Source organism: Pseudomonas sp. J452, from assembly GCF_024666525.1.
Taxonomy (GTDB): domain Bacteria; phylum Pseudomonadota; class Gammaproteobacteria; order Pseudomonadales; family Pseudomonadaceae; genus Aquipseudomonas.
In genome coordinates this window covers 4,471,164-4,493,801 of the sequence record NZ_CP088294.1, presented here as the reverse complement: position 1 = coordinate 4,493,801, position 22,638 = coordinate 4,471,164, and the positions used below count along the sequence as shown (strand labels likewise).

Sequence of the window (22,638 nt, the reverse complement as noted above, 5' to 3'; positions counted from 1 at the left end):
CGTGGGCGCAAACCCTTTCGCTGGCGGTTTCAGCGCGTCAGTGGCAGGGCCGTGCCCATCGCCGCGAACATGCCGCCGCAGCAGCGGTTGAAGGTCTTGCCGCTGCGCTCCAGCCACGGCCGGATGCGCTGGGCAAGACGCGCCAGGAGGTATTCCACCAGGCCCTCGACCAGGGCGAAGGTCAGTGCCATCACGGCAAATTGCAGCCAGAGGTTACCAGCCGGATCGAGGAACTGCGGCAGGAAGGCGCCGTAGAACAGAATCACCTTGGGGTTGGACATGGCCGATAGCAGGCCCTGGCGGAACAATACCGGGCCGGCTTTCAAGGCGCCGGGTGCGACCGCCGTGAGCTGCACCGGCGGTGCGCGCCAGAGCTGGATGCCGAGCCAGATCAGGTAGGCGCCGCCCAGCCACTTGAGCAGGCTCAAGGCATTGGCCGAGGCCTGCAGCAGGGCGGCGAGACCGAACATCGACAGGGCCATCAGCAGCACGAAACCGAGCACGCCGCCGGCAATCGTCCACAGCGTGCGCCGGTGGCCGTAGAGCGCGCCGTGGGTGAGGGCGAGCAGGCCGTTGGGGCCGGGCGTCAGGGCCAGGCCGGTAATCGCGATCAGGTAGATCAGCCAGGTGTGCAGGTGCATGTCCGTCTCTCGGTGGCAGCTGGCCCAAGGTTGCCGCGTTGACCGCCATTACGCCAGCGGCATCACGGCAGGTTGGCGTTTGGCTGCGGCGGGCTGTTCAAACCGGCGGCTGGGCAGCTGCACTGGGCAGGGAGAAGAGCAGCCGGGTCAGATCCGCGTCATCATCGACCTGCAGCTCTAGCTGGCCGTGCTGCGCCTCGCTGAGCAGCTTCGCCGAGTAGGTGCCGAGGCCGGTGCCACCCTGCTTGCCGTAGGTGGCGAACTTGTCGAAGAAGCGTTCGCGGATTTCCAGCGGCACGGCCGGATGGTTCTCCATGCACAGCTGTACCCGCCCATCCTCCTGGCTTAGGCGCAGGTTCACCTGGCTCTGTGGTGGGGCGGCCTCGCAGGCATTCTTCAGCAGGTTTTGCAGCAGCGAGTAGCACAGCATGGCGTCGCCCAGGCCCTGAGGGTTGCCGCCTTTCGCTAGTTGCAGATCCAGCTGCAGCTCCTTTTCGGCGAAGGCCGCTCCGCTGGTGCCCAGCAGGCGGCGGAGCATCAGGGCCAGGTCGATCGGCTTGGCGTCCAGCTGGAAGCGGCCGGTTTCGATCTTGTACAGCTCGTTGGACAGGTTGACCATCTGCATCAGCTGCAGGCTGCTTTCTTCCACCAGATGGAGCATTTCGGCCTGCTGCGGTTTCAGCTTGCATTCGTTGGCCAGGTTCTGCACCAGGCCGATGATCCCGGCCAGCGGGCCCTTGAGGTCGTGACGGGTGATGCGTTCGACATCCTCGCGCAGGCGGCTGAGCTCCAGCATGTTGTCGTAGTCGGTCTGCAGGTTCTTGTGCAGCGCCACATAGCGCAGCAGGTTGCGTACCCGCAGTTGCAGCAGCGCGGGGTCGATCGGCTTGGTCACGAAGTCCACGGCGCCCAGCTCCAGGCCTTTCTGGCGGGACTCGGCATCGGTCATGGCGGTGATGAAGATCAGCGGCAGGTTGCAGGCCGTGGGGTGTTCGCGCAACTGCTCGGCCACCTGGAAGCCGTCCATGTCGGGCATCATGATGTCGAGCAGCAGCAGGTCCGGCGGGTCATCCGAGGTGCAGATATCCAGTGCCTTCTGGCCGTTGTGGGCGATGCGCACGCGGAACTCGTCCTTGAACAGGCCGGAGATCAGCATCAGGTTGTCCGGTATGTCGTCCACCACCAGCAGGGTGGGGCGCTGCTTCTCGCGCGGTTGCTCCGAGCGCTCGGCTGCGGCGCCGGGCGCCTCGGGGCTGGCCGCTGCGGTGGTGCGGTGCGCAACGGGCTCGCGCGGTTGCCGCTGCATGGCGCGCTCGACCCGCTGGCCCATTTCCTGGCTGGTATAGGGCTTGAGCAGAATGTCGCTGACCCCGGCTTCTGCCGCCTGGAGGATCTGCGCGCGGTCCGATTCGGCGGTGATCATGATGAACGGCAGGTGCGCCAGGCGCGGGTGCGCACGCACCGTCTGCAGCAACTCCAGGCCGTCCATCACCGGCATGTTCCAGTCCGAGAGGATCACGTTGACCGGCTGGCGGGTGAGGATGCGCAGGGCGTCGGCCCCATTGTTGGCCAGGAGAATATTGTGGGCGCCGAGGGTGCGTAGCTGGGCGGCGTTGATCTTGCGCATGGACTCGACATCGTCGACCACCAGGAAAATGGTATTTGCGGCGAACACGTCAGCATCCTCGATGGTGGAAGGGCGGTATGTGCGTGGGCTATGGCGGCAGAGGGGCGTACTGCAGTGGGCTTCCTCGCGGTGTGGCCCGGCCATCTCCCGGTGGCGCACTGCCTGCGTGACGCAGGCTCAACCCAGTCTGGATCAGATTTGCTGCGACGTCCTGCGGGGCGATTCCGACCCGCAACCTCAGATCCGCTGCGCGCCGGCTCGGCAGCGCCCGATCGGTGGTGGACGATAGGTGATGTCGATCACACGTCGGCAAAGTCGAGGCGCCGATCAAGGGATTGCCAGCCTCACGCCAGAGCCTGTCGGCGGGCGTGGCACGCTCGGCCGTGCGTGGTGGCGCTCTGGGTATTCATGTCGGCTTAACAATCGCTGCTTAACTTCTAGCGCTCCCCGCTTTGGGGATGCGCCATAACAACAACGAACCATAAGGAAATGTAGCGATGCGTGTTCTCGCAGCTCTCACCCTGCTGGCCCTGAGTGCCCAGGTCAGCGCCCAGTGCCCCGACTTCCAAAGCCCCGCCAACCCGCCGAGTTTCACCAAGCCGGCGAAGAAGAGCTTTCGCAACTTCGGCAGCACGGTGCTGGCCGGCCTGTACAAGCCCTGGCATATGGTCCACGACCAGATGGTGCGTAGCGGCCAGGCCGCCACCGTTACCGCCAAGTTCGACTACGACGCCGTGCTGCACAAGGATCTGGAAGGCGAGTACGTGCACGCCTACCTGTACGGTACCGGCATGAGCGGCTGGAGCTACCTGGGCCGCTACACCACCGACAGCGACGGCAAGATCAACGTCAATACCGGCACCCGCGCGGTGGGCGAGTACCGCCTGCGCTTCGTGGTTGAGGGCGACCTCAGCCAGGTCGACGGCTACCTCAGCGTGGTCGACCCGAACCGCCCGGCCGTGCTGTTCGACATCGACGGCACCCTGACCATCAACGACTTCGAGGCCTATGCCGACTATGTCGGGGTCAAGACCGCGCAGGCCTACTACTACGCGCCGCAGACGGTGAAGGCCTATCGCGACAAGGGCTACCAACTGGTGTTTCTCACCGCCCGGCCCTACTGGGTGACCAAGGATGCCCGCCAGTGGTTCGACTATCAGGGCATCCCGCAGTGGCACTACCGCTCCAACCCCTACGGCGACGGCCCGATCCCGCCGGACACCCAGGCGCACAAGACCAATTATGTGAAGTACCTGCGCGAGCAGGTCGGCCTGAACATCGTGCGCGCCTACGGCAACGCCACCACCGACATCGCCGCCTATGCCGACGGCGGCATTCCCAAGGCGCAGACCTGGATCATCGGCGAGCATGCCGGCAGCAGTGGTACCCAGGCGGTCGGCGGCGACTACAGCTACCATTTCAGTACCGTGGTCGCGGCTACCCCGAACGCCAACTGCAATTGATCAGTCGCCCACCCGCTCGTGCAAGGCGAGCGGGTGGGCCGCACGGGGCCCAGTGCGGGCATGCCTGTGCGCGGTAGGCCTGTCGTCGTGGTGCTGAGCTACGCGCCATTTGGCCGCATGATTGGCGAAAATACCTGCTTCTTTGCTGTGTCTCACTCGCTGTGGCAAGCATCTCCAGTTACACCGGGGTAGCCCGCCGACAGTCTGCCGAAGCAGCGGTGCGGCCCCGGCTGTGGCAAACTCGACGTTTTCAAGCGGGACGTGCCACTGCCTGGCGCTGACGCCTCGCTTGACCAAGAATTTCTGCCTGCGGCTGGCTGCAGGCTTATCGCACAACTGGTCGCGCCGACGACCCAGAACAAGAGGAACGCCCCGTGCACAAAGCCGTAATCAGTGGCACTGGCCTGTATACCCCGGCGAACAGCATCTCCAACGACGAGCTGGTCGAATCCTTCAATGCCTATGTACAGCAGTTCAACGCCGACAACGCTGAGGCCATCGAGCGCGGCGAAATGGCGGCGCTGACCGAGTCCAATGCTGCCTTCATCGAGAAGGCGTCGGGCATCAAGAGCCGCTTCGTGATCGACAAGGCCGGCATTCTCGACCCGCAGCGCATGACTCCGCGCATTGCCGAACGCAGCAACGAGGAGTGGGGCATTCTCTGCGAGATGGCCGTGGGCGCCGCCAAGGAAGCCCTGCAGCGCGCCGGCAAGACCGTCGCCGATATCGACGGCGTCATAGTCGCCTGCTCGAACCTGCAGCGCGCCTACCCGGCCGTGGCCATCGAAGTGCAGGCCGCCCTCGGCATCAACGGCTGGGGCTATGACATGAACGTGGCCTGCTCCTCGGCCACCTTTGGCATCCAGGCCGCCACCACTGCAATCCAGACTGGCCAGGCCCGCGCGGTGCTGATGGTCAACCCGGAAATCTGCACCGGCCACCTGAACTTCCGCGATCGCGACAGCCACTTCATCTTCGGCGACGCGGCCACCGCGGTGATCGTCGAACGTGCCGATCTGGCCACCTCGCAATACCAGTGGGACATCGTCGGCACCAAGCTGCTGACCCAGTTCTCCAACAACATCCGCAACAACTTCGGTTTCCTCAACCGCGCGGCGGAAGAGGGCATCGGCGCGCCGGACAAGCTGTTCGTCCAGGAAGGCCGCAAGGTGTTCAAGGAAGTCTGCCCGATGGTCGCCGAGCTGATCGCCGCCCACCTCGACGAGAACCAGCTCAACGTCAGCGACGTGAAGCGCTTCTGGCTGCACCAGGCCAACCTCAACATGAACCTGCTGATCGCCCGCAAGCTGCTCGGCCGTGATGCCGAGGAAGGCGAGGCGCCGGTGATTCTCGACACCTACGCCAACACCAGTTCGGCCGGTTCGGTGATTGCCTTCCACAAGCACCAGGACGACCTGCCGAGTGGCGCGCTGGGCGTGCTCAGCTCCTTCGGTGCGGGGTATTCCATCGGCAGCGTGATCCTGCGCAAGAAGGGTTAATGTCTGCTGCGCTTGGCCATGCGTCGTTGAAAACAGGTTCGGACTGCTCATTTACAACTCGTAAGCTGCGCGTCCTCACCTGTTTGACCAGCCTGCGGCTGTTACTACGTTTCGCCACCTGGCCTGCGCTCGCGACGACCTAAACCCTTCTTGGAACTTGCTATGGATGAACAGCAGCTATTGGCCCGCCTGCTGGCCGGTGAGCAACTGGCTTTCCGCGAGCTGGTCGCCACCTACCAGGGCGCCATGCGCGCGGTGGCCTACGCCATCGTTGGCAGTCGCAATGCCGACGAAGTGGTGCAGGACGCCTGGCTGGCCGTGGTGCGCAACCTGGAGGGTTTCCAGCAGCGCTCCAGCCTGAAGACCTGGCTGCTGACCATCACCGCCAACACGGCCAAGACCCGCCTCAAGCAAAATCGCCGCGAAGTGCTGCTGGATGACCTGCCCGGGCCCCACGGCAGTGTCGGTGGCGAGCGTTTCGCCGCCGATGGCCACTGGCAGACGCCGCCCAATGCCTGGCACGAGGACTCGCCCGAAGCCCTGCTGAGCGAGGAAGAGTTGCGCCAGTGCCTGGAAAAGACCCTGGCCAGCCTCTCCGAGATGCAGTCCAGCGTATTGCTGCTGCGCGAGCGTCAGGGCCTGGAATTGGAAGAGATCTGTAATCTTTTGGAGCTTTCCCTCTCCAATGTGCGGGTGCTGCTGCACCGCGCGCGGCTCAAGGTGTTCGCCACCCTGGAGCATTTCGAGGAGACCGGCCAATGCTGAGCTGTAAGGAACTGGTAGCCCACTCCAGCGATTATCTCGATGGCCAGTTGAACCTGCGCGAGCGCCTGGGTGTGCGTGCGCACCTGGCCATGTGTCGCCATTGCCGGCGCTTCATTCGCCAGATGAAGGTGACTCAGGGTGTGCTGCGCAAGCTGCCGGACACGGCCATTCCCGAGCTGGACGCGCTGGCCAAGCGCCTGGCGGAGCAGCGCAACCAGTCGCGTCAGGATTAAGCGCACGGCGCACCCTACGACAGATTGTGCGGTGTGCCTCGGCAGGATAGGCGTGTGGTCGTCAGTAAGATCTCAACCCACAGCAGCCTAAACTTAGCCTTCATCCGGCCACAGGCGGATAGGCTTGCCCGCGGCCGGCCACAGGCGTAATTGGCCAATACCCGAGACATCCCAGCGCTGCACCTGGCCCAAGGCTTCGAGGAAGCGCTGTTCCTGCTCCATCAGCGCCGGGGCGCACATCTTGCGGGTGCTGCCGGCGGTTTCAAAGCTCAGCTTGTCGCCCTCACGGGTGTAGGCGGCAAACCAGTGGTTGCAGCCGGCGGTGCCGTAGGCGCGGCCGTCTTCGCCGAGGGTTACGGTCAGGTGGCTGCGGTCGATCAGCGGACGCTCGCCGATCCACTCGACCCGATAGGTCTTGTCGCTTTCCAGTTGCACCGGGTCGGCGGCGCAGCCGACCAGGCTGGCGGCGAGCAGGGCTAGAGTGGGCTTCATGCGCTTTTCTCCATGCAGCGGGGGCAAAGGTGCTGGCCATTGCGGCCGTGCCAGCCGAGTTCCTGGAGGCGGGCATCGGCGGCGGCCGGGCGGGCCTTCTCGCCGAGTGCGGCGTCTACCGCGAATTCGAAGTCCAGCTGGGCGGCGCAGCTGTCGCAGGTCACCTGCCAGTTGAGGATAGCCAGTTCGCGGAACACCGGGCCGGTAGCTACGGCGACCCACTGGCCTGGCGGATTGATCAGGCGACGAACCTTTTCCACTTCCAGGCGCAGGGTCAGTTCGCGGCTGCCCTTGAGGGTCACCAGCAGGGTGTCGCCATTCTGGATGGCACCGCCATTGCCGGTGACCTGGTAACGGCCGGGCACCAGGGCGCGGCATTCGGTCAGGGTGTGTTGCGGGCTGAGCAGGGTGTAGCGAAAGTCGTGTAGAGCCATGAGTCCTCCAGATCAGCGCGAATGCTATCACGCGCTGGCGCTTACCCGATTGACCGGCTGGCCCGCGCTCCAGGCGGCAATGTTGTCCAGAGTGGCGCGGGCAATTGCCGCCAGCGCCTCGCGGGTGAGGAAAGCCTGGTGGGCGGTGACGATGACGTTGGGGAAGGTCAGCAGGCGCGCCAGTACGTCGTCCTGCAGCGGCTGGTCGGAGCGATCCTCGAAGAACAGCTCGGCTTCCTCTTCATAGACGTCGATGCCGAGATAGCCGAGCTGGCCGCTTTTCAGCGCGCCGATCAGCGCCGGGGTGTCGACCAGCGCGCCGCGGCCGGTATTGATCAGCATGGCGCCGCGTTTCATCTGCGCCAGGCGCGGGCCATCGATCAGGTGGCGGCTGCCGTCGTTGAGCGGGCAGTGCAGGCTGATGATGTCGCTGCTGGCGATCAGTTCGTCGAGGCCGACCTGCTGGGCGCCAAGTTCGCTCAGGTTGCTCACCGGGTAGGGGTCATACAGCTGCACCGTGCAGCCGAAGCCACGCATGATGCGGGCAAAGGCCTGGCCGATCTTGCCGGCGCCGATCACGCCGACGCATTTGCCGTGCAGGTCGAAGCCGGTCAGCCCGTGCAGGCTGAAGTCGCCTTCACGGGTGCGGTTGAAGGCGCGGTGGATGCGCCGGTTGAGCGCCATGATCAGCGCGATCGCATGCTCGGCCACGGCAAAGGGCGAGTAGGCCGGCACGCGCACTACGGTCAGGCCGAGCTGCTGCGCGGCGTCGAGGTCGACATGGTTGTAGCCGGCCGAGCGCAGGGCGATCAGGCGTGTACCGCCGGCGGCCAGGCGCTCTAGCACGGCGGCGGACAGGTCGTCGTTGATAAAGGCGCAGACCACCGGGTAGCCAGCGGCCAGTGCGGCGGTGTGCTGGTTGAGGTGGGCTTCCTGGAATTGCAGTTGCCAGTCGGCGGGCGCGCTGGCGGCGAGGAAACTGTCGCGGTCGTAGGGCTTGCTGCTGAACAGGATGATGCGCATGGCGGTTTCCTGAGGCGGGATGCAGGTTGCCAGTCTGCATCCAATCGATGAATGGAGAGGCCCGGTGTGGGCTGGCTTCAGGCGCTGACGGCGGCCTCCTCGGCCAGGCGGGCGATGGCCGCGTCGAGTTCGTCGAGGGCGCCCTGGGCGGCTGGGCTCTCTTGTTTGAGCAAGGTTTCGCTGCGTTGGCAGGCGGCGCGCAATTGCGGCACGCCGCAGTAGCGGGTGGCGCCGTGCAGGCGGTGCACCCGTTCGAGCAGGGCGTTGCGGTCACCGCTGTCGCGGGCCTGGCGGATGGTCTGGCGGTCGGCGGCCAGCGAGGCCAGCAGCATGCTCAGCATGTCGGCGGCCAGGTCGGCCTTGCCGGCGGCCAGGCGCAGGCCTTCCTCGGCATCCAGTACCTGCAGCGAACTGCTGGCCGGCACGCTGTCGGCGGCACTGGTGACCACCTGGCCACGCAGGTCGAGGCCGGTCCACTTGAGTACCACCTGGGCCAGCTGGCGCTCGTTGATCGGCTTGGTCAGGTAGTCGTCCATGCCGCTCTGCAGCAGGGCACGCTTCTCGTTGGCGAGGGCGTGGGCGGTGAGGGCGACGATCGGCATCGGGCTGCGCTCGCGCTCCTGTTCCCACTGGCGAATCGCCTCGGTGGCCTGGCGGCCGTCCATGCCGGGCATCTGCACATCCATGAAGACCAGGTCGAAGCTGTGCTGCTGCACGCTTTCCAGGGCGGCGTAGCCGCTGTCCACGGCGACCACCTCGGCGCCCATGTCGCCGAGCAGGGTCTGCACCAGCAGCAGGTTGGCCGGGTTGTCGTCGACGCACAGCAGGCGCGGTGCGCGGCTGGTCAGCGGCTGGCGGCTTTCGCTTCTGTGCTGGCGCGGATGGATCAGGTCGGAGAGGGCGCGTTGCAGTTTGCGCGTGCAGGCGGGCTTGGCCTGCAGCTGGCTGTGTGCGTCCGGCAGGCTCTCGTGGTACAGCGCCTGCTCGGTGGTCGGGCACAGCACCAGGCTCTTGCAGCCGAGGCGGTCGAGGTCCCAGACGCGCTGGCTGAGCTGCTCCGGGGGCAGCTCCTGCACGCGCACGCCGAGCACGGCCAGTTCGATCGGCTGCTTGCTTTGCTGGTGCTGGGCCACGCTTTCGAGCAGGGCGTCGAGACTGGCGAACGGCAGGACCTGCAGGCCGCAATCTTCCAGCTGATGAATCAGGGCCTGATGGACCAGCGCGTGGGATTCCAGCATGGCCACGCGCCGGCCGCTGAGTGGCGCGCGCGGCAGGTCTTCGCTGTCATCGCGGGCCTTGGGCAGGCTCAGGCTGATCCAGAACTCGGAACCTTCCTCGGGCGTGCTGTCGACGCCGATCTCGCCGCCCATCTGCTCGATCAGGCGCTTGGAAATCACCAGGCCCAGGCCGGTGCCGCCGGCCTGGCGCGACAGCGAGTTGTCGGCCTGGCTGAAGGCCTGGAACAGCGCGCGTTGATCCTCGTCGGAGAGGCCGACGCCGGTGTCCTGCACGCTGATGCGCAGCTGCGCGCGGTCGTCGCTCTCGTCCTCGACCATGGCGCGCAGGGCGATGGTGCCTTCGCGGGTGAACTTGATCGCGTTGCTGACCAGGTTGGTCAGCACCTGCTTGAGCCGTTGCGGGTCGCCCTGCAGCGACAGTGGGGTGTCGCGGTAGACCAGGCTGACCAGCTCCAGCTGCTTCTCGTGGGCGGCCGGGGCGAGCAGGGTCAGGGTGTCCTGCAGCAGGTCGCGCAGGTTGAACGGAATGCTTTCCAGCACCAGCTTGCCGGCCTCGATCTTGGAGAAATCGAGGATCTCGTTGATGATCCCCAGCAGGCTTTCGGCGGACTTCTCGATGGTGCCTAGGTAGTCCTGCTGGCGCGGGGTCAGGTCGCTTTTCTGCAGCAGGTTGGTGAAGCCGAGGATGCCGTTGAGCGGGGTGCGAATCTCGTGGCTCATGTTGGCGAGGAACTCGGACTTGATCCGGCTGGCCTCCAGGGCCTCCTTGCGCGCGAAGTCCAGCTCGATGTTCTGGATCTCGATGGTCTCCAGGTTCTGTCGCACGTCCTCGGTGGCCTGGTCGATGCTGTGCTGCAGTTCTTCCTGGGCATTCTGCAGCGACTCGGCCATGCGGTTGATGCCCGAGGCCAGTTCGTCCAGTTCATGGTTGCCGAGGGCCGGCAGACGCGTCTGCAGGTTGCCGTCCTTGAGCTGGGCCACACCCTGCTTGATGCTGCGCAGCGGTTCGTTGATGGTGCGGCTCATGCGCAGGGCGAGCAGGGCGGTGACGGTCAGCCCGGTGACGATCAGCAGCAGGCTGGCGAACAGGCTGCGATAGCCCTGCAACAGGGTGCGGTGGTGCGACAGCTCCAGCTCGACCCAGCCGATCAGGCGGTTGGCCTCTGCATCGCTCTGCTCGCTGACCAGACTGCGGTGGCGGCCGTAGACCGGCAGCAGGAAGCGCGTGGCATCCTGGCCGCCGCTCTGCACCAGCGGGCTGCCGTCGCTCTGCGGCGGCGGGCTGAGCATGCTCGGGCCGGCCTGGGCTAGGGGTTGGCGTTCGCTGGAGAGGAAGCTGACGGCGCGCACATCGGCCTGGTTGAGCGTTTCCTGGGCCAGCCGTTCGAGCAGCTTGGCGTCGTTGCTAGCCAGCGCCGGCGCGGCCAGAGGGGCGAGCTGCTGTACTACCAGTTCGCCGCGTTGCTGCAGCTGGGCGCGCAGTTCGGCCAGCTGCATCCAGGTGAAGTAGCCGCCCAGGACCAGGGCCAGCAAGCTGGTGGGCAGCAGGGTGAGCAGCAACACGCGGCCCTTGATGCCGAGTTCCTTGAACACGGGGTTCTCCAGCAGGTAAGTGTCGGTGGAGTTTAGCGGCTGACCGGGATGGCTGACAGCGGCTTGGCTCTCTATATAAGCATTGGTAACAAGCTGGGCGGTTCCTGCGATATGGCGGGCGGCGGTTTGCCGTTATCATGGACGCCTTTCTGTATTCGGATCATTCAGTTCGCCATGAGCCTGCAGTTTCCCACCATCGCCGATTGCATCGGCAACACCCCGCTGGTTCGCCTGCAACGCCTGCCCGGCAACACCTCCAACACCTTGCTGGTGAAGCTGGAAGGTAACAACCCGGCCGGCTCGGTGAAGGACCGTCCGGCGCTGTCGATGATCAGCCGCGCCGAGCAGCGCGGCGATATCCAGCCCGGCGACGTGCTGATCGAGGCCACCAGCGGCAACACCGGCATCGCCCTGGCCATGGCCGCGGCGATCAAGGGTTACCAGATGGTGTTGATCATGCCGGACAACTCTACCGCCGAGCGCAAGGCGGCGATGACTGCCTACGGTGCCGAGCTGATCCTGGTCGACAGCATGGAAGGCGCCCGCGACCTGGCCCTGCAGATGCAGGCCGATGGCCGTGGCAAGGTGCTTGACCAGTTCGCCAACGGCGACAACCCGGTCGCCCACTACAGCGGCACCGGCCCGGAGATCTGGCAGCAGACCCAGGGCAGCATCACCCACTTCATCAGTTCCATGGGCACCACCGGCACCATCATGGGCGTGTCGCGTTACCTCAAGGAACAGAACCCGGCGGTGCAGATCGTCGGCCTGCAGCCCCAGGAAGGTTCGGCGATCCCCGGCATCCGTCGCTGGCCCGAGGAATACCTGCCGAAGATCTTCGACGCCACGCGAGTGGATCGGGTGATCGACATGAGCCAGCTGGAAGCCGAGCAGGTGATGCGCCGCCTGGCGCGCGAGGAGGGCATCTTCTGTGGCGTGTCGTCCGGCGGTTCGGTGGCGGCCATGCTGCGCCTGTCGCAGGAAGTGGAGAACGCGGTGATGGTGGCGATCATCTGCGACCGCGGCGATCGCTACCTGTCCACCGGCGTCTACGACGACCCGCAGTAATTTCCACGGCCGTAGCCAGGCTGCGGCCCACGTTCAGCGTATCGATCAGCAGGTAATCCAGATGGCCAAGCGCAGCGGTGGCTTGCGTTTCCAACCCAGTGGCGGCGAGCGCAAGGCGCAAGTGCCGGTGGGCAAGAAGCAGAAGCTCAGCATCGAGCGACTGGCCAACGATGGGCGCGGTATCGCTTTCCTCGAAGGGCGCAGCTGGTTCGTCGCCGGCGCGCTGCCGGGCGAGGAGGTCGAAGCGCGCGTGCTGGCGGCCCGCAGCCAGGTGGTCGAGGCCCGCGCCGAGCGCATCCTGCAGGCCGTGGAGCTGCGTCGTCAGCCGCCTTGCGCGCATGCCGGCAGCTGCGGCGGCTGCACTCTGCAGCACCTGCCGCACGCCGAACAGCTTGCCCTGAAACAGCGCAGCCTGAGCGAGCAGCTGCAGCGTGTGGGCGGCATTGAGCCCGAGCAGTGGGCCGCGCCGCTGGTCGGCCCCGAGTTTGCCTACCGCCGCCGCGCGCGTATCGCCGTGCGTTGGGACGTCAAGGCCAAGCAGTTGGAGGTGGGTTTCCGCGCCGCGGCCAGCCAGGACATCGTCGCCATCGCCGACTGCCCAGTACTGGTACAGCCCTTGCAGCCTTTGCTGCGCGCGTTACCGCTGTTACTGCGCAGCCTGGAAAAACCCCAGGCACTCGGTCACGTCGAGCTGTTCCACGGCACCCAGGCGGCCCTGCTGCTGCGCCACACGGCGCCGCTGGGCGAGGCCGACCTGGCGCGCCTGCGCAGCTTCTGTAGCGAGCACCAGGCGCAGCTGTGGCTGCACGGTGCCGGCGAGCCCGAGGCCGATCAGCCCGGACTGAGCCTGGGTTACCGTTTGGAACCCTGGAACCTGGAGCTGCAGTACCGCCCGGGCGATTTCGTCCAGGTCAACGCGCCGGTCAATCAGGCGATGGTCGAACAGGCACTAGACTGGTTGGCACCGCAGACTGGCGAGCGCGTGCTGGATCTGTTCTGCGGCCTGGGCAACTTTGCCCTGCCGCTGGCCCAGCAGGTCGCCGAGGTTGTAGCGGTGGAAGGGGTGCAGGCGATGGTCGAGCGCGCGCGTGAAAATGCCGCGGCAAACGGTCTGGGCAATCTGCACTTTTTCCGGGCAGACCTGTCGAAGCCGCTGGCCGAGGCCGGCTGGGCCCTGCAGGCGTTCGACGCGGTATTGCTCGATCCGCCACGTGACGGCGCGTTCGAGGTGGTCAAGCAGATTGGTACGCTGGGTGCCCGGCGCCTGGTCTATGTATCGTGCAATCCGGCGACCCTGGCCCGCGATGCGGCCGAGCTGGTGCGCCAGGGTTATCGGCTGAAACGGGCCGGCATTCTCGACATGTTTCCGCAGACGGCGCATGTCGAGGCAATGGCGTTATTCGAGGCGGGCTAGGATGCTCGCGTAGTCTGACCAGTCCAGAGAGGCTGGCGATATTTCTGCGAGTCGAACGCTCGCCGTAGGGAAGGTAAGAGATGGTACAGGTCAGGGCTCATCAGCCGATCAACGATGACGGCAGCATCAACCTGCAGGCGTGGCTGGACCACACCCTGAAGGCCGATCCGGCGCTGGACCGCGCGGCGCTGCAAGTCGCCTGCGAGTTCGCCCGCGATGCCGAGCAGCAGGCCAATGCCGCACAGAACCTGTGGGCCGAGGGCAACTCCAGTTTCCGTACCGGCCTGGAGATCGCCGAGATCCTCGCCGACCTCAAGCTCGACCAGGACTCGCTGGTCGCAGCGGTGATCTACCGTGCCGTGCGCGAAGGCAAGATCACCCTCAAGACCGTGCAGGAAAAATTCGGCCCGGTGGTGGCCAAGCTGGTCGAGGGCGTGCTGCGCATGGCGGCGATCAGCGCCTCGCTGAACCCGCGCGACTCCCTGGTACTCGGCTCTCAGGCGCAGGTGGAAAACCTGCGCAAGATGCTGGTGGCCATGGTCGACGACGTGCGCGTGGCCCTGATCAAACTGGCCGAGCGCACCTGCGCGATCCGTGCGGTCAAGCATGCCGACGACGAGAAGCGCCACCGCGTGGCCCGCGAGGTGTTCGACATCTACGCGCCGCTGGCCCATCGCCTGGGTATCGGCCATATCAAGTGGGAGCTGGAGGACCTGTCCTTCCGCTACCTGGAGCCCGAGCAGTACAAGCAGATCGCCAAGCTGCTGCACGAGCGTCGCCTCGATCGCGAGCAGTACATCAACGATGTGATGAAGCAGCTGCGCGAAGAACTGACCGCCGCCGGGATCAAGCCGGACATCAGCGGGCGGGCCAAGCACATCTATTCGATCTGGCGAAAAATGCAGCGCAAGGGCCTGCAGTTCAGCCAGATCTACGACGTGCGCGCGGTGCGCGTGCTGGTGCCGGAGATGCGCGACTGCTACACCGCGCTGGGCATCGTGCACAGCCTGTGGCGGCACATCCCCAAGGAGTTCGACGACTACATCGCCAACCCCAAGGAGAACGGCTACCGCTCCCTGCACACCGCGGTGATCGGCCCGGACGGCAAGGTGCTGGAAGTACAGATCCGTACCTCGGCCATGCACGAGGAAGCCGAGCTGGGTGTGTGTGCGCACTGGAAGTACAAGGGCACCGACGTCAAGGGCAACTCCGACCACTACGAGGAGAAGATCTCCTGGTTGCGTCAGGTGCTCGAGTGGCACGAGGAGCTCGGCGACATCGGTGGGCTGGCCGAACAGCTGCGTGTGGATATCGAGCCGGACCGGGTCTACGTGTTCACCCCGGACGGCCACGCCATCGACCTGCCCAAGGGCGCCACGCCGTTGGACTTCGCCTACCGTGTGCACACCGAGATCGGTCACAACTGCCGTGGCGCCAAGATCAACGGGCGTATCGTGCCGCTCAGCTACAGCCTGCAGACCGGCGAACAGGTGGAGATCATCACCGGCAAGCACGGCTCGCCGAGCCGCGACTGGCTGAACTCCAACCTTGGCTACATCACCACCTCGCGGGCGCGGGCGAAGATCGTCCACTGGTTCAAGTTGCAGGACCGCGACCAGAACGTCGCCGCCGGCAAGGTCATGCTCGAACGCGAATTGGCGCGCCTGGCGCTGCCGCACGTGGACTTCGACAAACTGGCCGACAAGTGCAACATGAAGACCGCCGAGGACATGCACGCCGCCCTCGGGGCCGGTGACCTGCGCCTGGCCCATGCGGTCAACATGGCCCAGCAGCTGGTCGAGCCGGAACGTGGCAACGAGCAGCTGGAACTGATCCCGCGGCGCGCCAGCACCGGCTACAAGCCGGGCAAGCGCGGCGATATCCAGATCCAGGGCGTCGGCAACCTGCTCACGCAGATGGCCGGCTGCTGCCAGCCGCTACCGGGCGACCCGATCGTCGGCTATATCACCGTTGGCCGCGGGGTCAGCATCCACCGCCAGGACTGCGCCTCGGTGCTGCAACTGGCCGGGCGCGAGCCGGAGCGGATCATCCAGGTCAGCTGGGGCCCGGTGCCAGTGCAGACCTACCCGGTGGATATCGTGATCAAGGCCTACGACCGTTCCGGCCTGCTGCGCGACGTCTCGCAGCTGCTGCTCAACGAACGCCTCAACGTGCTGGCGGTGAATACCCGCTCGAACAAGGAAGACAACACCGCGTCGATGTCGATCACCGTGGAGATCCCTGGGCTGGATGCGCTGGCGCGCCTGCTCGGGCGCATCTCGCAGCTGCCCAATATTATCGAGGCCCGCCGCAGCCGCAGCAGTTGAGCTGCTGCGCTCGGTCTGGCGTTGTTGAAGTGGCGCCGGAAAATGCTCATTGGCTAGAGCCAACTCCGCTTTTCCGACGCCACTTCGCCTAGCCAGCCCTTCGCTCGCGACGCTCAACCCGAATGAATAATTCCAGTCCGTAGCCCGGATGCAATCCGGGGTGGCCGGCGCCAAGGCCCCCGGATTACATCCGGGCTACGGTTGAGTAGGGCGGGGTAATCCGCGCGGCGCAATCCATCCACCGACTGTGCGAAACAGGCTTATGAAAGACACCTATTCCCTCGACGACCTGCTGCACTTGATGGCCCGCCTGCGTGACCCGCAGCACGGCTGCCCGTGGGATCTCAAGCAGAGCTACGCGACCATCGTGCCGCATACCATCGAGGAAGCTTACGAGGTGGCCGACGCAATTGAGCGCAGCGACTTCGAGCACCTGCCGGGTGAACTCGGCGACCTGCTGTTCCAGGTGGTCTACTACAGCCAGCTGGCTCGCGAGGAGGGGCGTTTCGAGTTCGCTCAGGTGGTCGACGGCATCACCCGCAAACTGATTCGCCGTCATCCCCACGTGTTCGTCGATGGCGATCTGTATGGCGCGCCGGATGCGGCCAGGCTTGAGGAAGCCGCGGTCAAGCAGCGCTGGGAAGAACTCAAGGCCGAGGAGCGTGCCGAGAAAGCCGCCGTCCCCGAGCAGCTGTCGCTGCTGGATGATGTGCCCAACGCGCTGCCGGCCCTAAGCCGCGCGGTCAAGCTGCAGAAGCGCGCGGCCCAGGTCGGTTTCGACTGGCCGGAAGCCCTGCCGGTGGTGGACAAGGTGCGCGAAGAGCTGGACGAAGTATTGGAGGCCATGAGCGAGAACGACCCGCAGGCCATCGCCGAGGAAATCGGCGACCTGCTGTTCGTGGTCACCAACCTGGCCCGTCATCTCAAGGTCGATCCGGAAACTGCCCTGCGCAGCGCCAACGGCAAGTTCGAGCGGCGCTTCCGCTTTATCGAACAAACCTTGCGCGCAGCCGGCCAGCCCATTGAGAATTGCAGCCTGGAACAACTGGATGCCCTGTGGGGCGAAGCCAAGAAGCAGGAAAAACTGCTGCCTGGCTGTTAACTGTCGAGATTGAAGGCCTTATGAGTATTTCCCTCCGCGATCAGCTGCTGAAAGCCGGTCTGGTCAATGAAAAGCAGGTCAAGCAGGCCGGCAAGCAGAAACAGAAGCAGCAGCGCCTGGAGAAGAAGAACCAGGTCGAAGTCGACGACTCGCAGAAGCAGGCCGCCCTGCAGGCCATGGCTGAGAAGGTCGCGCGCGACCAGGAACTGAATCGCCAGCTGCAGGAGAAGGCCGCGCAGAAGGCCCTCGCCGCGCAGATCAAGCAGCTGATCGAGACCTCGCGCCTGCCAAAGATGACCAGCGAGGACTACTACAACTTCGTCGACGACAAGAAGGTCAAGCGCATCGCGGTCAACGCCATGCTGCGCGACAAACTCAGCCGTGGCTCGCTGGCCATCGTCCGGCATGCCGGCGGCTACGAGATCATCCCGCGCGAAGCCGCGCTGAAGATCCAGGAGCGCGACCCGCAGCGGGTGCTGCTGCTCAACACCCAGACCGAGGCGCCGGATGCCGACGATCCGTACGCCGCCTACCAGGTCCCTGATGACCTGATGTGGTAACAGCCAGAAGGCCCCGCTAAGCGGGGCCTTCTGCTTTCTGGGGCATGCCTAGCCTGCCGTGCGTCGATATTGCCTGTCAGCCCCTTGTCAGTTGGCGGGTGGGTAGGGCTATGATGGCACATAGCCTTTATGTCATTTGAATGGCGCCATTAATCTGTATTTCATGTGCTTTGTCATGAAATGGAACGTCTTTGTCGTGAGATGCGAGTGGTGGCCCAGTGCTTCCACCTAGACTCGGGCGCAATTGGCGCAGGCTCGATAGCCCCAGAGTAAAAACAAGAGGCACCCCTATGAGCAAGTCGGTACTGATAGTCGATGACTCCAGCAGCTTCCGCCAGGTCGTCAGCATTGCCCTCAAGGGCGCTGGCTACAACGTGCTGGAAGCCTGTGATGGCAAGGATGCGCTGGGCAAGCTGGATGGACGAAAGATCAACCTGATCGTCTCCGACGTGAACATGCCGAACATGGACGGCATCACCTTCGTCAAGTCGGCCAAGCAGCTGCCGGCCTACAAGTTCACCCCGGTGATCATGCTCACCACCGAGGCCGGCGAGGCGAAGAAGGCCGAGGGCAAGGCCGCCGGTGTGCGCGCCTGGGTGGTCAAACCGTTCCAGCCGCCGGTGCTGCTGGCTGCCGTAGCCAAACTGATCCTGCCCTAGACCTTGGAGTGCGCCAGCATGGTAGTTGCCGCGGCATGGGCTGGAGCGAGCCTGCGTCTAGTGTGGAAGGTGCTGCTCTGCTTGCCGCAGGTTGCAGTGCAGTGCGGTCGTTTGCCAGTTGGCAGGCGGCAGGATTTTTCTGATACGGGAGGCGCTCATGCCTAATGGAATGATTCATCGTCTGACCATCAAGCAACTCTTCAGTGGGCTGGTGTTGTACGTCGCCCTGCTGCTGGGGTTGCTGATGCTGCTGCAGACGCGCCTGGCCGCCAGCAACCTGATGCTGGCCGAAGCCCAGAAGACGCGTTACAGCTCCTACCTGCTGGCCGATGAGCTGCGCCAGAGCTCGGACGATCTCACCCGCTTGGCACGGACCTATGTGATGTCCGGTGATGAGCAGTACGAGCGCCAGTACCTGGACATCCTGGATATCCGCAATGGCAAGAAGCCGCGTCCCGAAGCGTACGAGCGGATCTATTGGGACTTCGTCGCGGCCGACGGTCGTGCGCCGCGTGCGGACAGCACGGAGCAGGTCTCGCTGCTGGAACTGATGAAGCGCAGCGGTTTCACCGAGGCCGAACTGGCCAAGCTGGCCGAGGCCGGCGCCAATTCAGATGCCCTGGTGAAGACCGAAACCATCGCCATGAATGCGGTGAAAGGCCTGGTGGATGACGGTAGCGGCCATTTTGTACCCGGCGCGGCCGATCTCGAAGCGGCCAAGCGCATGATGCACGACACGGCCTATCACCGCGAGAAGGCCAAGATCATGCGGCCGATCGACGATTTCTTCGTGCTGCTCGATCAGCGCACTTCGGGTGCCGTCCATGCCGCGCGCGAGCAGAGCGAGTGGCTGGCCACACTGGTCAGCTCCTGCCTGGTCGCCATCTTCGTGGTGCTCTGCCTGGCGTTGCTGTTCGGCTACCGCGTGCTGATCAAACAGCTGGGCGGCGAGCCGCGGGACGCGGTGAGCAACCTGCAGCGGGTTGCTGCCGGTGATCTGACTACGGACATTGAGCTGCGCGCGGGTGACCAGAGCAGCCTGCTGGCCAGCCTGCAGCAGATGGTCAGCAAACTGCGTTCGATCATGGGGGAGGTGAACACCACTGCCGATTCGCTGGCTTCGGCCTCCGAGCAGGTGGCCGCTTCGGCCCAGGCGCTCAGCCAGAACGCTTCCGAGCAGGCCGCCAACGTCGAGCAGACCAGTGCCTCGGTGGAGCAGATTGCCGCCACGGTGGCGCTGAACAGCGAGAACGCCAAGGTTACCGATGGCATGGCCAGCCAGTCGGCCAAGGACGCAGCCGAAGGCGGTGAGGCGGTGCGCGAGATGGTCCAGGCCATGCGCCAGATCGCCAACAAGATCGGCATCATCGACGACATCGCCTACCAGACCAATCTGCTGGCGCTCAACGCGGCGATCGAGGCGGCGCGTGCCGGCGATCACGGCAAGGGCTTTGCCGTGGTCGCGGCCGAAGTACGCAAGCTGGCCGAGCGCAGTCAGGTGGCGGCCCAGGAAATCGGCGGCGTGGCCGGCAGCAGCGTGACCCTGGCCGAGCGTGCCGGGCAATTGCTGGAGCAGATGGTGCCGTCGATCCGCAAGACCGCCGATCTGGTGCAGGAGATCTCCTCCGCCTCGCGCGAGCAGAACACCGGCCTGGAGCAGATCAACCTGGCCGTAACCCAACTAGCAGAGACCACCCAGGTCAACGCCTCGGCTTCCGAGGAGCTGTCGTCCACCTCCGAGGAGATGAGCATCCAGGCGGTGCAACTGCAGGACATGATCCAGTTCTTCCGCCTGGCCGGCGAGCATGGCAACCGGCATCTCGCCCGCGCGTCTGTGCAGCCTGGCAAAAAAGCTAAATCGCTGGGCTCGCCGCGTCCGGTGGCGCATGGCGAGGCGGTCGACGAATCTGCCTTCGGTCGCTACTAGGAGCTGGGCCATGAGCTATCTACCGGTGCAAAGCCCGGGCCGCATGCTGGCAACGGCGGAAGCGCCGCCGCCCCGGCAGTTTCTCACCCTGACCCTGGGCGGCGAGTTGTTCGCCCTGCCGATCGAGCATATCCGCGAGATCATCGAGTTCGGCGGGCTAACTGAAATACCCCTGATGCCGGGCTTTCTGCGTGGGGTGATCAACCTGCGCGGGGCGGTGGTGCCGGTGGTCGATCTTTCCGTGCGCTTCGGTCGTGAGCGCCGGACGATCGACAAGCGCACCTGCATCGTCATTCTCGAAGTGCCCCAGGAGGATGGCCTGCAACTGCTCGGCATCATCGTCGATGCAGTCAATGCCGTGCTGGCGGTGGAGCCCGGCCAGCTGGAGAGCCGGCCAACCTTCGGCGCGCGCATCCGTGCCGACTTCATCGCCGGCATCCTCAAGCAGGACGAGCAATTCATTATCGTGCTGGACGTTTCCCAGGTGTTGTCGCTGGATGAGTTGGGCGAGCTGGTTGGCAGTCTGGAACAGGCAGGGCTATGAAATGGGCCTGATAAGGGAAGCAGCGATGAGTAGCAAGCGTCTGCCGCGGCGGGTGTTGATCGTCGATGACAGCACCCCGCAGCGGCAGTTTGCCGACGAGCTGTGTCACGAGCTGGGTATCGAACAGCGCCTGCAGGCGGTCGACGGGCTGCAGGCCATGGCGCTGCTGCGCGAGGATGCTGCCATCGAGGCGATCCTGCTCGATCTGGAGATGCCGGAGTTCGACGGTGTCCAGGTCCTGCAGGAAATCGTGCGCCTGGGGCTGAACCCGGCCGTGGTGGTGGTCAGTGGGCGGGAAAGCGTGTTGCTGGCGACGGTCGAGCGCATGACCCAGAACCTGGGGGTGAACCTGCTCGGCGTGCTGCAGAAACCCCTCAACTATGATCAGTTGGCTACCAGCCTGGGGCGCTTCGTCGGGCGTGAGGCGCCGCCTGTTGTGGTGCGCTCCAGTATTCCGACGCCGACCCAGGACGACATCCTGCATGCCCTGCAGCACGACGAGTTCAAGTGTTTCGTGCAGCCCAAGGTGGCGCTGGCCGATGGCAGTTTGAGCGGAGTGGAGGCGCTGATTCGCTGGCAGCATCCGCAGCACGGCCTGCTGGCTCCCGCTGCCTTCCTCACCCCGTTGGAGCAGGGGCCGCACCTCGGCGCGGTGACCCTGCAGATGCTCGACAAGGCTCTGCAGCACTGCCGCAGCTGGCAGTTGGAGGGGCTCAAGCCGAGCGTCTCGGTCAACCTGTCGCCCCGTTCACTGGGCGATGAGTGCCTGGCCGATGCCATCATTTCGCGGGTCTCGGCCAGCGGCATCGCGCCGTACAGGGTGATCCTGGAAGTCACCGAGAGTGCCATCGTCAGCGACCCCGATAGCGGCCTGGCGACGCTGGCGCGCCTGCGCCTGCATGGCTTGCGGCTGTCGGTGGACGACTACGGTACCGGCTACTCCAGCATGCTGCGGCTGTTGCGTGCGCCGTTCAGCGAGCTCAAGGTCGATCGCGCTTTTGTCCACGGGGCGAGCGCCAACCAGCATTTGCGCGTGCTGCTGGAGAGCGCCCTGGGCCTCGGCGAGCGGCTCGGGCTGTGCGTGGTCGCGGAGGGGGTGGAAACCCTGGAGGACTGGCAATTGCTGCGCGAGTTGGACTGCGCCGAGGCGCAGGGTTATTTCATTGCCAAGCCGATGGAGGGCGAGGCGCTGCCAGCCTGGTGGCGGGCCAACCAGAAGCGTCTGCAGCGGCTCGGCAAGTTGCCGGCTCCGGCTTGAACAGCAAAAAGCCGGACACAGGGTCCGGCTTTCGGGGGAGAGGCTGTCGGTCTCTCAGTTGGGCGCGCCCTTGACCTCGCGCCCATCAACCTTCCCGTCCTTGAGCATGATCTGGTATTCCTTGCCGTCCTTTTCCACCTGGTGCAGGCGCACCAGCAGGTAGTCCCAGTCCTTGGCGAACCACAGCACGGTCTTGCGGCTGCTCTGGGTCGGGTCGCGCACGCGCTCGACCTTGATCGCGTCGATCAGCCCGGCCTGGGTGCGCACGCGCTCCTCGCCAAGCACGCGGAAGTCGTAGACCTCGATCTCGTCGCCGTCGACCACCTGGTAGCTCATGCTCTGCTTGCCGGCGGCGACGTCTTCCTGCAGCACCAGCTGGTAGGTCGACTTGTCCTGCATGCCGCGGTTGAGGGCGAAGCGCACCGGCTCGCCACGGTCGCTGCCGAGCACCTGCTTCTCGGTCCAGTCGAAGTCATGCTCGACCTGCTTGGACTTGCCCAGGCCGCTGCGCTCGAAGCGATAGGTCAGTGGCAGGAAGGTGTCGCTCTCGACGCGAAAGGTGCTGACTTCGCTGAGGCTGGCGACCAGCATTGCGGCTTCGAAGGTCAGCTCCCAGCGCCCGTTGTCCAGGGCCTTCAGGCTGCGCCCGGCAGTGCCACTGATCGGCACCTGTTTCCAGTCGGCGGTATAGCTGGCGGAAAACGGTTTCAGTTCGAGGGCCTGCACCGGCAGGGCCAGTACGGCGAGCAGCAACAACAGGACGCGGGGCAT

Annotated in this window: 20 protein-coding genes; 13 read left to right on the top strand and 7 right to left on the bottom strand. The window is 65.2% G+C overall.

Annotated elements, in window-relative coordinates; genetic code table 11:
* Positions 1-29 precede the first annotated feature (29 nt).
* A complete protein-coding gene (locus tag LRS11_RS20510; protein ID WP_260494677.1) occupies positions 30-641 on the bottom strand; it encodes a LysE family translocator in 612 nt (203 codons plus the stop codon).
* Between the two features lie 97 nt (positions 642-738).
* The gene (locus tag LRS11_RS20505) at positions 739-2,316 is read right to left on the bottom strand and encodes a hybrid sensor histidine kinase/response regulator (protein WP_260494676.1); all 1,578 of its coding nucleotides are present in this window, start codon (positions 2,314-2,316) and stop codon (positions 739-741) included.
* 449 nt (positions 2,317-2,765) lie between these two features.
* Here LRS11_RS20505 and LRS11_RS20500 point away from each other — a divergent pair, with 449 nt between their 5' ends.
* From LRS11_RS20500 to LRS11_RS20485, 4 genes are all read left to right on the top strand, one after another.
* Positions 2,766-3,731, top strand: a complete 966-nt coding sequence (locus tag LRS11_RS20500) for a lipin/Ned1/Smp2 family protein (protein WP_260494675.1) — start codon at positions 2,766-2,768, stop codon at positions 3,729-3,731.
* A 374-nt stretch (positions 3,732-4,105) separates the two neighbouring features.
* Entirely contained in the window at positions 4,106-5,230 is a 1,125-nt protein-coding gene (locus LRS11_RS20495) for a beta-ketoacyl-ACP synthase III (RefSeq protein ID WP_260494674.1), read from the top strand.
* Between the two features lie 162 nt (positions 5,231-5,392).
* Positions 5,393-5,995 carry an RNA polymerase sigma factor gene (locus LRS11_RS20490; RefSeq protein ID WP_260494673.1) on the top strand — a complete coding sequence of 201 codons (603 nt, stop codon included), beginning with the start codon at positions 5,393-5,395 and terminating at the stop codon, positions 5,993-5,995.
* On the top strand, positions 5,989-6,228 hold the full coding sequence (locus tag LRS11_RS20485; RefSeq protein ID WP_260494672.1) for an anti-sigma factor family protein: 240 nt from the start codon (positions 5,989-5,991) through the stop codon (positions 6,226-6,228). Before LRS11_RS20490 ends, LRS11_RS20485 begins: the two co-directional genes overlap by 7 nt.
* 93 nt (positions 6,229-6,321) lie before the next feature.
* On the opposite strand, the gene LRS11_RS20480 is transcribed toward LRS11_RS20485, so the two are convergent.
* The 4 genes from LRS11_RS20480 to LRS11_RS20465 all read right to left on the bottom strand — a co-directional run bounded on the left by LRS11_RS20480 (position 6,322) and on the right by LRS11_RS20465 (position 11,008).
* Positions 6,322-6,720, bottom strand: a complete 399-nt coding sequence (locus tag LRS11_RS20480) for an META domain-containing protein (protein ID WP_260494671.1) — start codon at positions 6,718-6,720, stop codon at positions 6,322-6,324.
* Positions 6,717-7,154 (bottom strand): hypothetical protein, encoded by a 438-nt coding sequence (locus LRS11_RS20475; RefSeq protein WP_260494670.1) that lies wholly within the window; start codon positions 7,152-7,154, stop codon positions 6,717-6,719. The genes LRS11_RS20480 and LRS11_RS20475 overlap by 4 nt, the downstream gene beginning before the upstream one ends.
* A gap of 27 nt (positions 7,155-7,181) precedes the next feature.
* Entirely contained in the window at positions 7,182-8,177 is a 996-nt protein-coding gene (locus LRS11_RS20470; protein WP_260494669.1) for a 2-hydroxyacid dehydrogenase, read from the bottom strand.
* Between the two features lie 77 nt (positions 8,178-8,254).
* Positions 8,255-11,008, bottom strand: coding sequence for a response regulator (locus tag LRS11_RS20465; RefSeq protein ID WP_260494668.1), 2,754 nt, complete (start codon positions 11,006-11,008; stop codon positions 8,255-8,257).
* 174 nt (positions 11,009-11,182) lie between these two features.
* On the opposite strand from LRS11_RS20465, the gene cysM reads away from it, so the two are divergent.
* The 9 genes from cysM to LRS11_RS20420 all read left to right on the top strand — a co-directional run bounded on the left by cysM (position 11,183) and on the right by LRS11_RS20420 (position 21,867).
* Positions 11,183-12,076 (top strand): cysteine synthase CysM, encoded by an 894-nt coding sequence (gene cysM / locus LRS11_RS20460; RefSeq protein ID WP_260494667.1) that lies wholly within the window; start codon positions 11,183-11,185, stop codon positions 12,074-12,076.
* A 61-nt stretch (positions 12,077-12,137) separates the two neighbouring features.
* Positions 12,138-13,490, top strand: coding sequence for a 23S rRNA (uracil(1939)-C(5))-methyltransferase RlmD (gene rlmD, locus LRS11_RS20455; RefSeq protein WP_260494666.1), 1,353 nt, complete (start codon positions 12,138-12,140; stop codon positions 13,488-13,490).
* 80 nt (positions 13,491-13,570) lie between these two features.
* Entirely contained in the window at positions 13,571-15,817 is a 2,247-nt protein-coding gene (gene relA / locus LRS11_RS20450; RefSeq protein ID WP_260494665.1) for a GTP diphosphokinase, read from the top strand.
* A 262-nt stretch (positions 15,818-16,079) separates the two neighbouring features.
* Complete coding sequence (mazG, locus tag LRS11_RS20445; RefSeq protein WP_260494664.1) at positions 16,080-16,919, top strand: nucleoside triphosphate pyrophosphohydrolase; 840 nt, start codon at positions 16,080-16,082, stop codon at positions 16,917-16,919.
* Between the two features lie 20 nt (positions 16,920-16,939).
* Positions 16,940-17,479, top strand: a complete 540-nt coding sequence (locus LRS11_RS20440) for a DUF2058 domain-containing protein (protein WP_260494663.1) — start codon at positions 16,940-16,942, stop codon at positions 17,477-17,479.
* Positions 17,480-17,769: 290 nt separating this feature from the next.
* A complete protein-coding gene (locus tag LRS11_RS20435; RefSeq protein WP_260494662.1) occupies positions 17,770-18,138 on the top strand; it encodes a response regulator in 369 nt (122 codons plus the stop codon).
* A 766-nt stretch (positions 18,139-18,904) separates the two neighbouring features.
* Complete coding sequence (locus LRS11_RS20430; RefSeq protein WP_409519827.1) at positions 18,905-20,065, top strand: methyl-accepting chemotaxis protein; 1,161 nt, start codon at positions 18,905-18,907, stop codon at positions 20,063-20,065.
* Between the two features lie 43 nt (positions 20,066-20,108).
* On the top strand, positions 20,109-20,609 hold the full coding sequence (locus tag LRS11_RS20425; protein ID WP_260496966.1) for a chemotaxis protein CheW: 501 nt from the start codon (positions 20,109-20,111) through the stop codon (positions 20,607-20,609).
* A gap of 25 nt (positions 20,610-20,634) precedes the next feature.
* Positions 20,635-21,867, top strand: a complete 1,233-nt coding sequence (locus LRS11_RS20420) for an EAL domain-containing protein (protein WP_260494660.1) — start codon at positions 20,635-20,637, stop codon at positions 21,865-21,867.
* A gap of 54 nt (positions 21,868-21,921) precedes the next feature.
* Here LRS11_RS20420 and LRS11_RS20415 read toward each other — a convergent pair whose 3' ends face one another.
* Complete coding sequence (locus tag LRS11_RS20415; protein ID WP_260494659.1) at positions 21,922-22,638, bottom strand: DUF3108 domain-containing protein; 717 nt, start codon at positions 22,636-22,638, stop codon at positions 21,922-21,924.

What these genes read in the sequence shown, in the direction of transcription:
- LRS11_RS20510 (WP_260494677.1), bottom strand. Translation starts at nt 641, where the DNA reads ATGCACCTGCACACCTGGCTGATCTACCTGATCGCGATTACCGGCCTG.
- LRS11_RS20500 (WP_260494675.1), top strand. Translation starts at nt 2,766, where the DNA reads ATGCGTGTTCTCGCAGCTCTCACCCTGCTGGCCCTGAGTGCCCAGGTC.
- LRS11_RS20490 (WP_260494673.1), top strand. Translation starts at nt 5,393, where the DNA reads ATGGATGAACAGCAGCTATTGGCCCGCCTGCTGGCCGGTGAGCAACTG.
- LRS11_RS20485 (WP_260494672.1), top strand. Translation starts at nt 5,989, where the DNA reads ATGCTGAGCTGTAAGGAACTGGTAGCCCACTCCAGCGATTATCTCGAT.
- LRS11_RS20480 (WP_260494671.1), bottom strand. Translation starts at nt 6,720, where the DNA reads ATGAAGCCCACTCTAGCCCTGCTCGCCGCCAGCCTGGTCGGCTGCGCC.
- LRS11_RS20475 (WP_260494670.1), bottom strand. Translation starts at nt 7,154, where the DNA reads ATGGCTCTACACGACTTTCGCTACACCCTGCTCAGCCCGCAACACACC.
- LRS11_RS20470 (WP_260494669.1), bottom strand. Translation starts at nt 8,177, where the DNA reads ATGCGCATCATCCTGTTCAGCAGCAAGCCCTACGACCGCGACAGTTTC.
- cysM (WP_260494667.1), top strand. Translation starts at nt 11,183, where the DNA reads ATGAGCCTGCAGTTTCCCACCATCGCCGATTGCATCGGCAACACCCCG.
- rlmD (WP_260494666.1), top strand. Translation starts at nt 12,138, where the DNA reads ATGGCCAAGCGCAGCGGTGGCTTGCGTTTCCAACCCAGTGGCGGCGAG.
- relA (WP_260494665.1), top strand. Translation starts at nt 13,571, where the DNA reads ATGGTACAGGTCAGGGCTCATCAGCCGATCAACGATGACGGCAGCATC.
- mazG (WP_260494664.1), top strand. Translation starts at nt 16,080, where the DNA reads ATGAAAGACACCTATTCCCTCGACGACCTGCTGCACTTGATGGCCCGC.
- LRS11_RS20440 (WP_260494663.1), top strand. Translation starts at nt 16,940, where the DNA reads ATGAGTATTTCCCTCCGCGATCAGCTGCTGAAAGCCGGTCTGGTCAAT.
- LRS11_RS20435 (WP_260494662.1), top strand. Translation starts at nt 17,770, where the DNA reads ATGAGCAAGTCGGTACTGATAGTCGATGACTCCAGCAGCTTCCGCCAG.
- LRS11_RS20430 (WP_409519827.1), top strand. Translation starts at nt 18,905, where the DNA reads ATGCGGCCGATCGACGATTTCTTCGTGCTGCTCGATCAGCGCACTTCG.
- LRS11_RS20425 (WP_260496966.1), top strand. Translation starts at nt 20,109, where the DNA reads ATGCTGGCAACGGCGGAAGCGCCGCCGCCCCGGCAGTTTCTCACCCTG.
- LRS11_RS20420 (WP_260494660.1), top strand. Translation starts at nt 20,635, where the DNA reads ATGAGTAGCAAGCGTCTGCCGCGGCGGGTGTTGATCGTCGATGACAGC.
- LRS11_RS20415 (WP_260494659.1), bottom strand. Translation starts at nt 22,638, where the DNA reads ATGCCCCGCGTCCTGTTGTTGCTGCTCGCCGTACTGGCCCTGCCGGTG.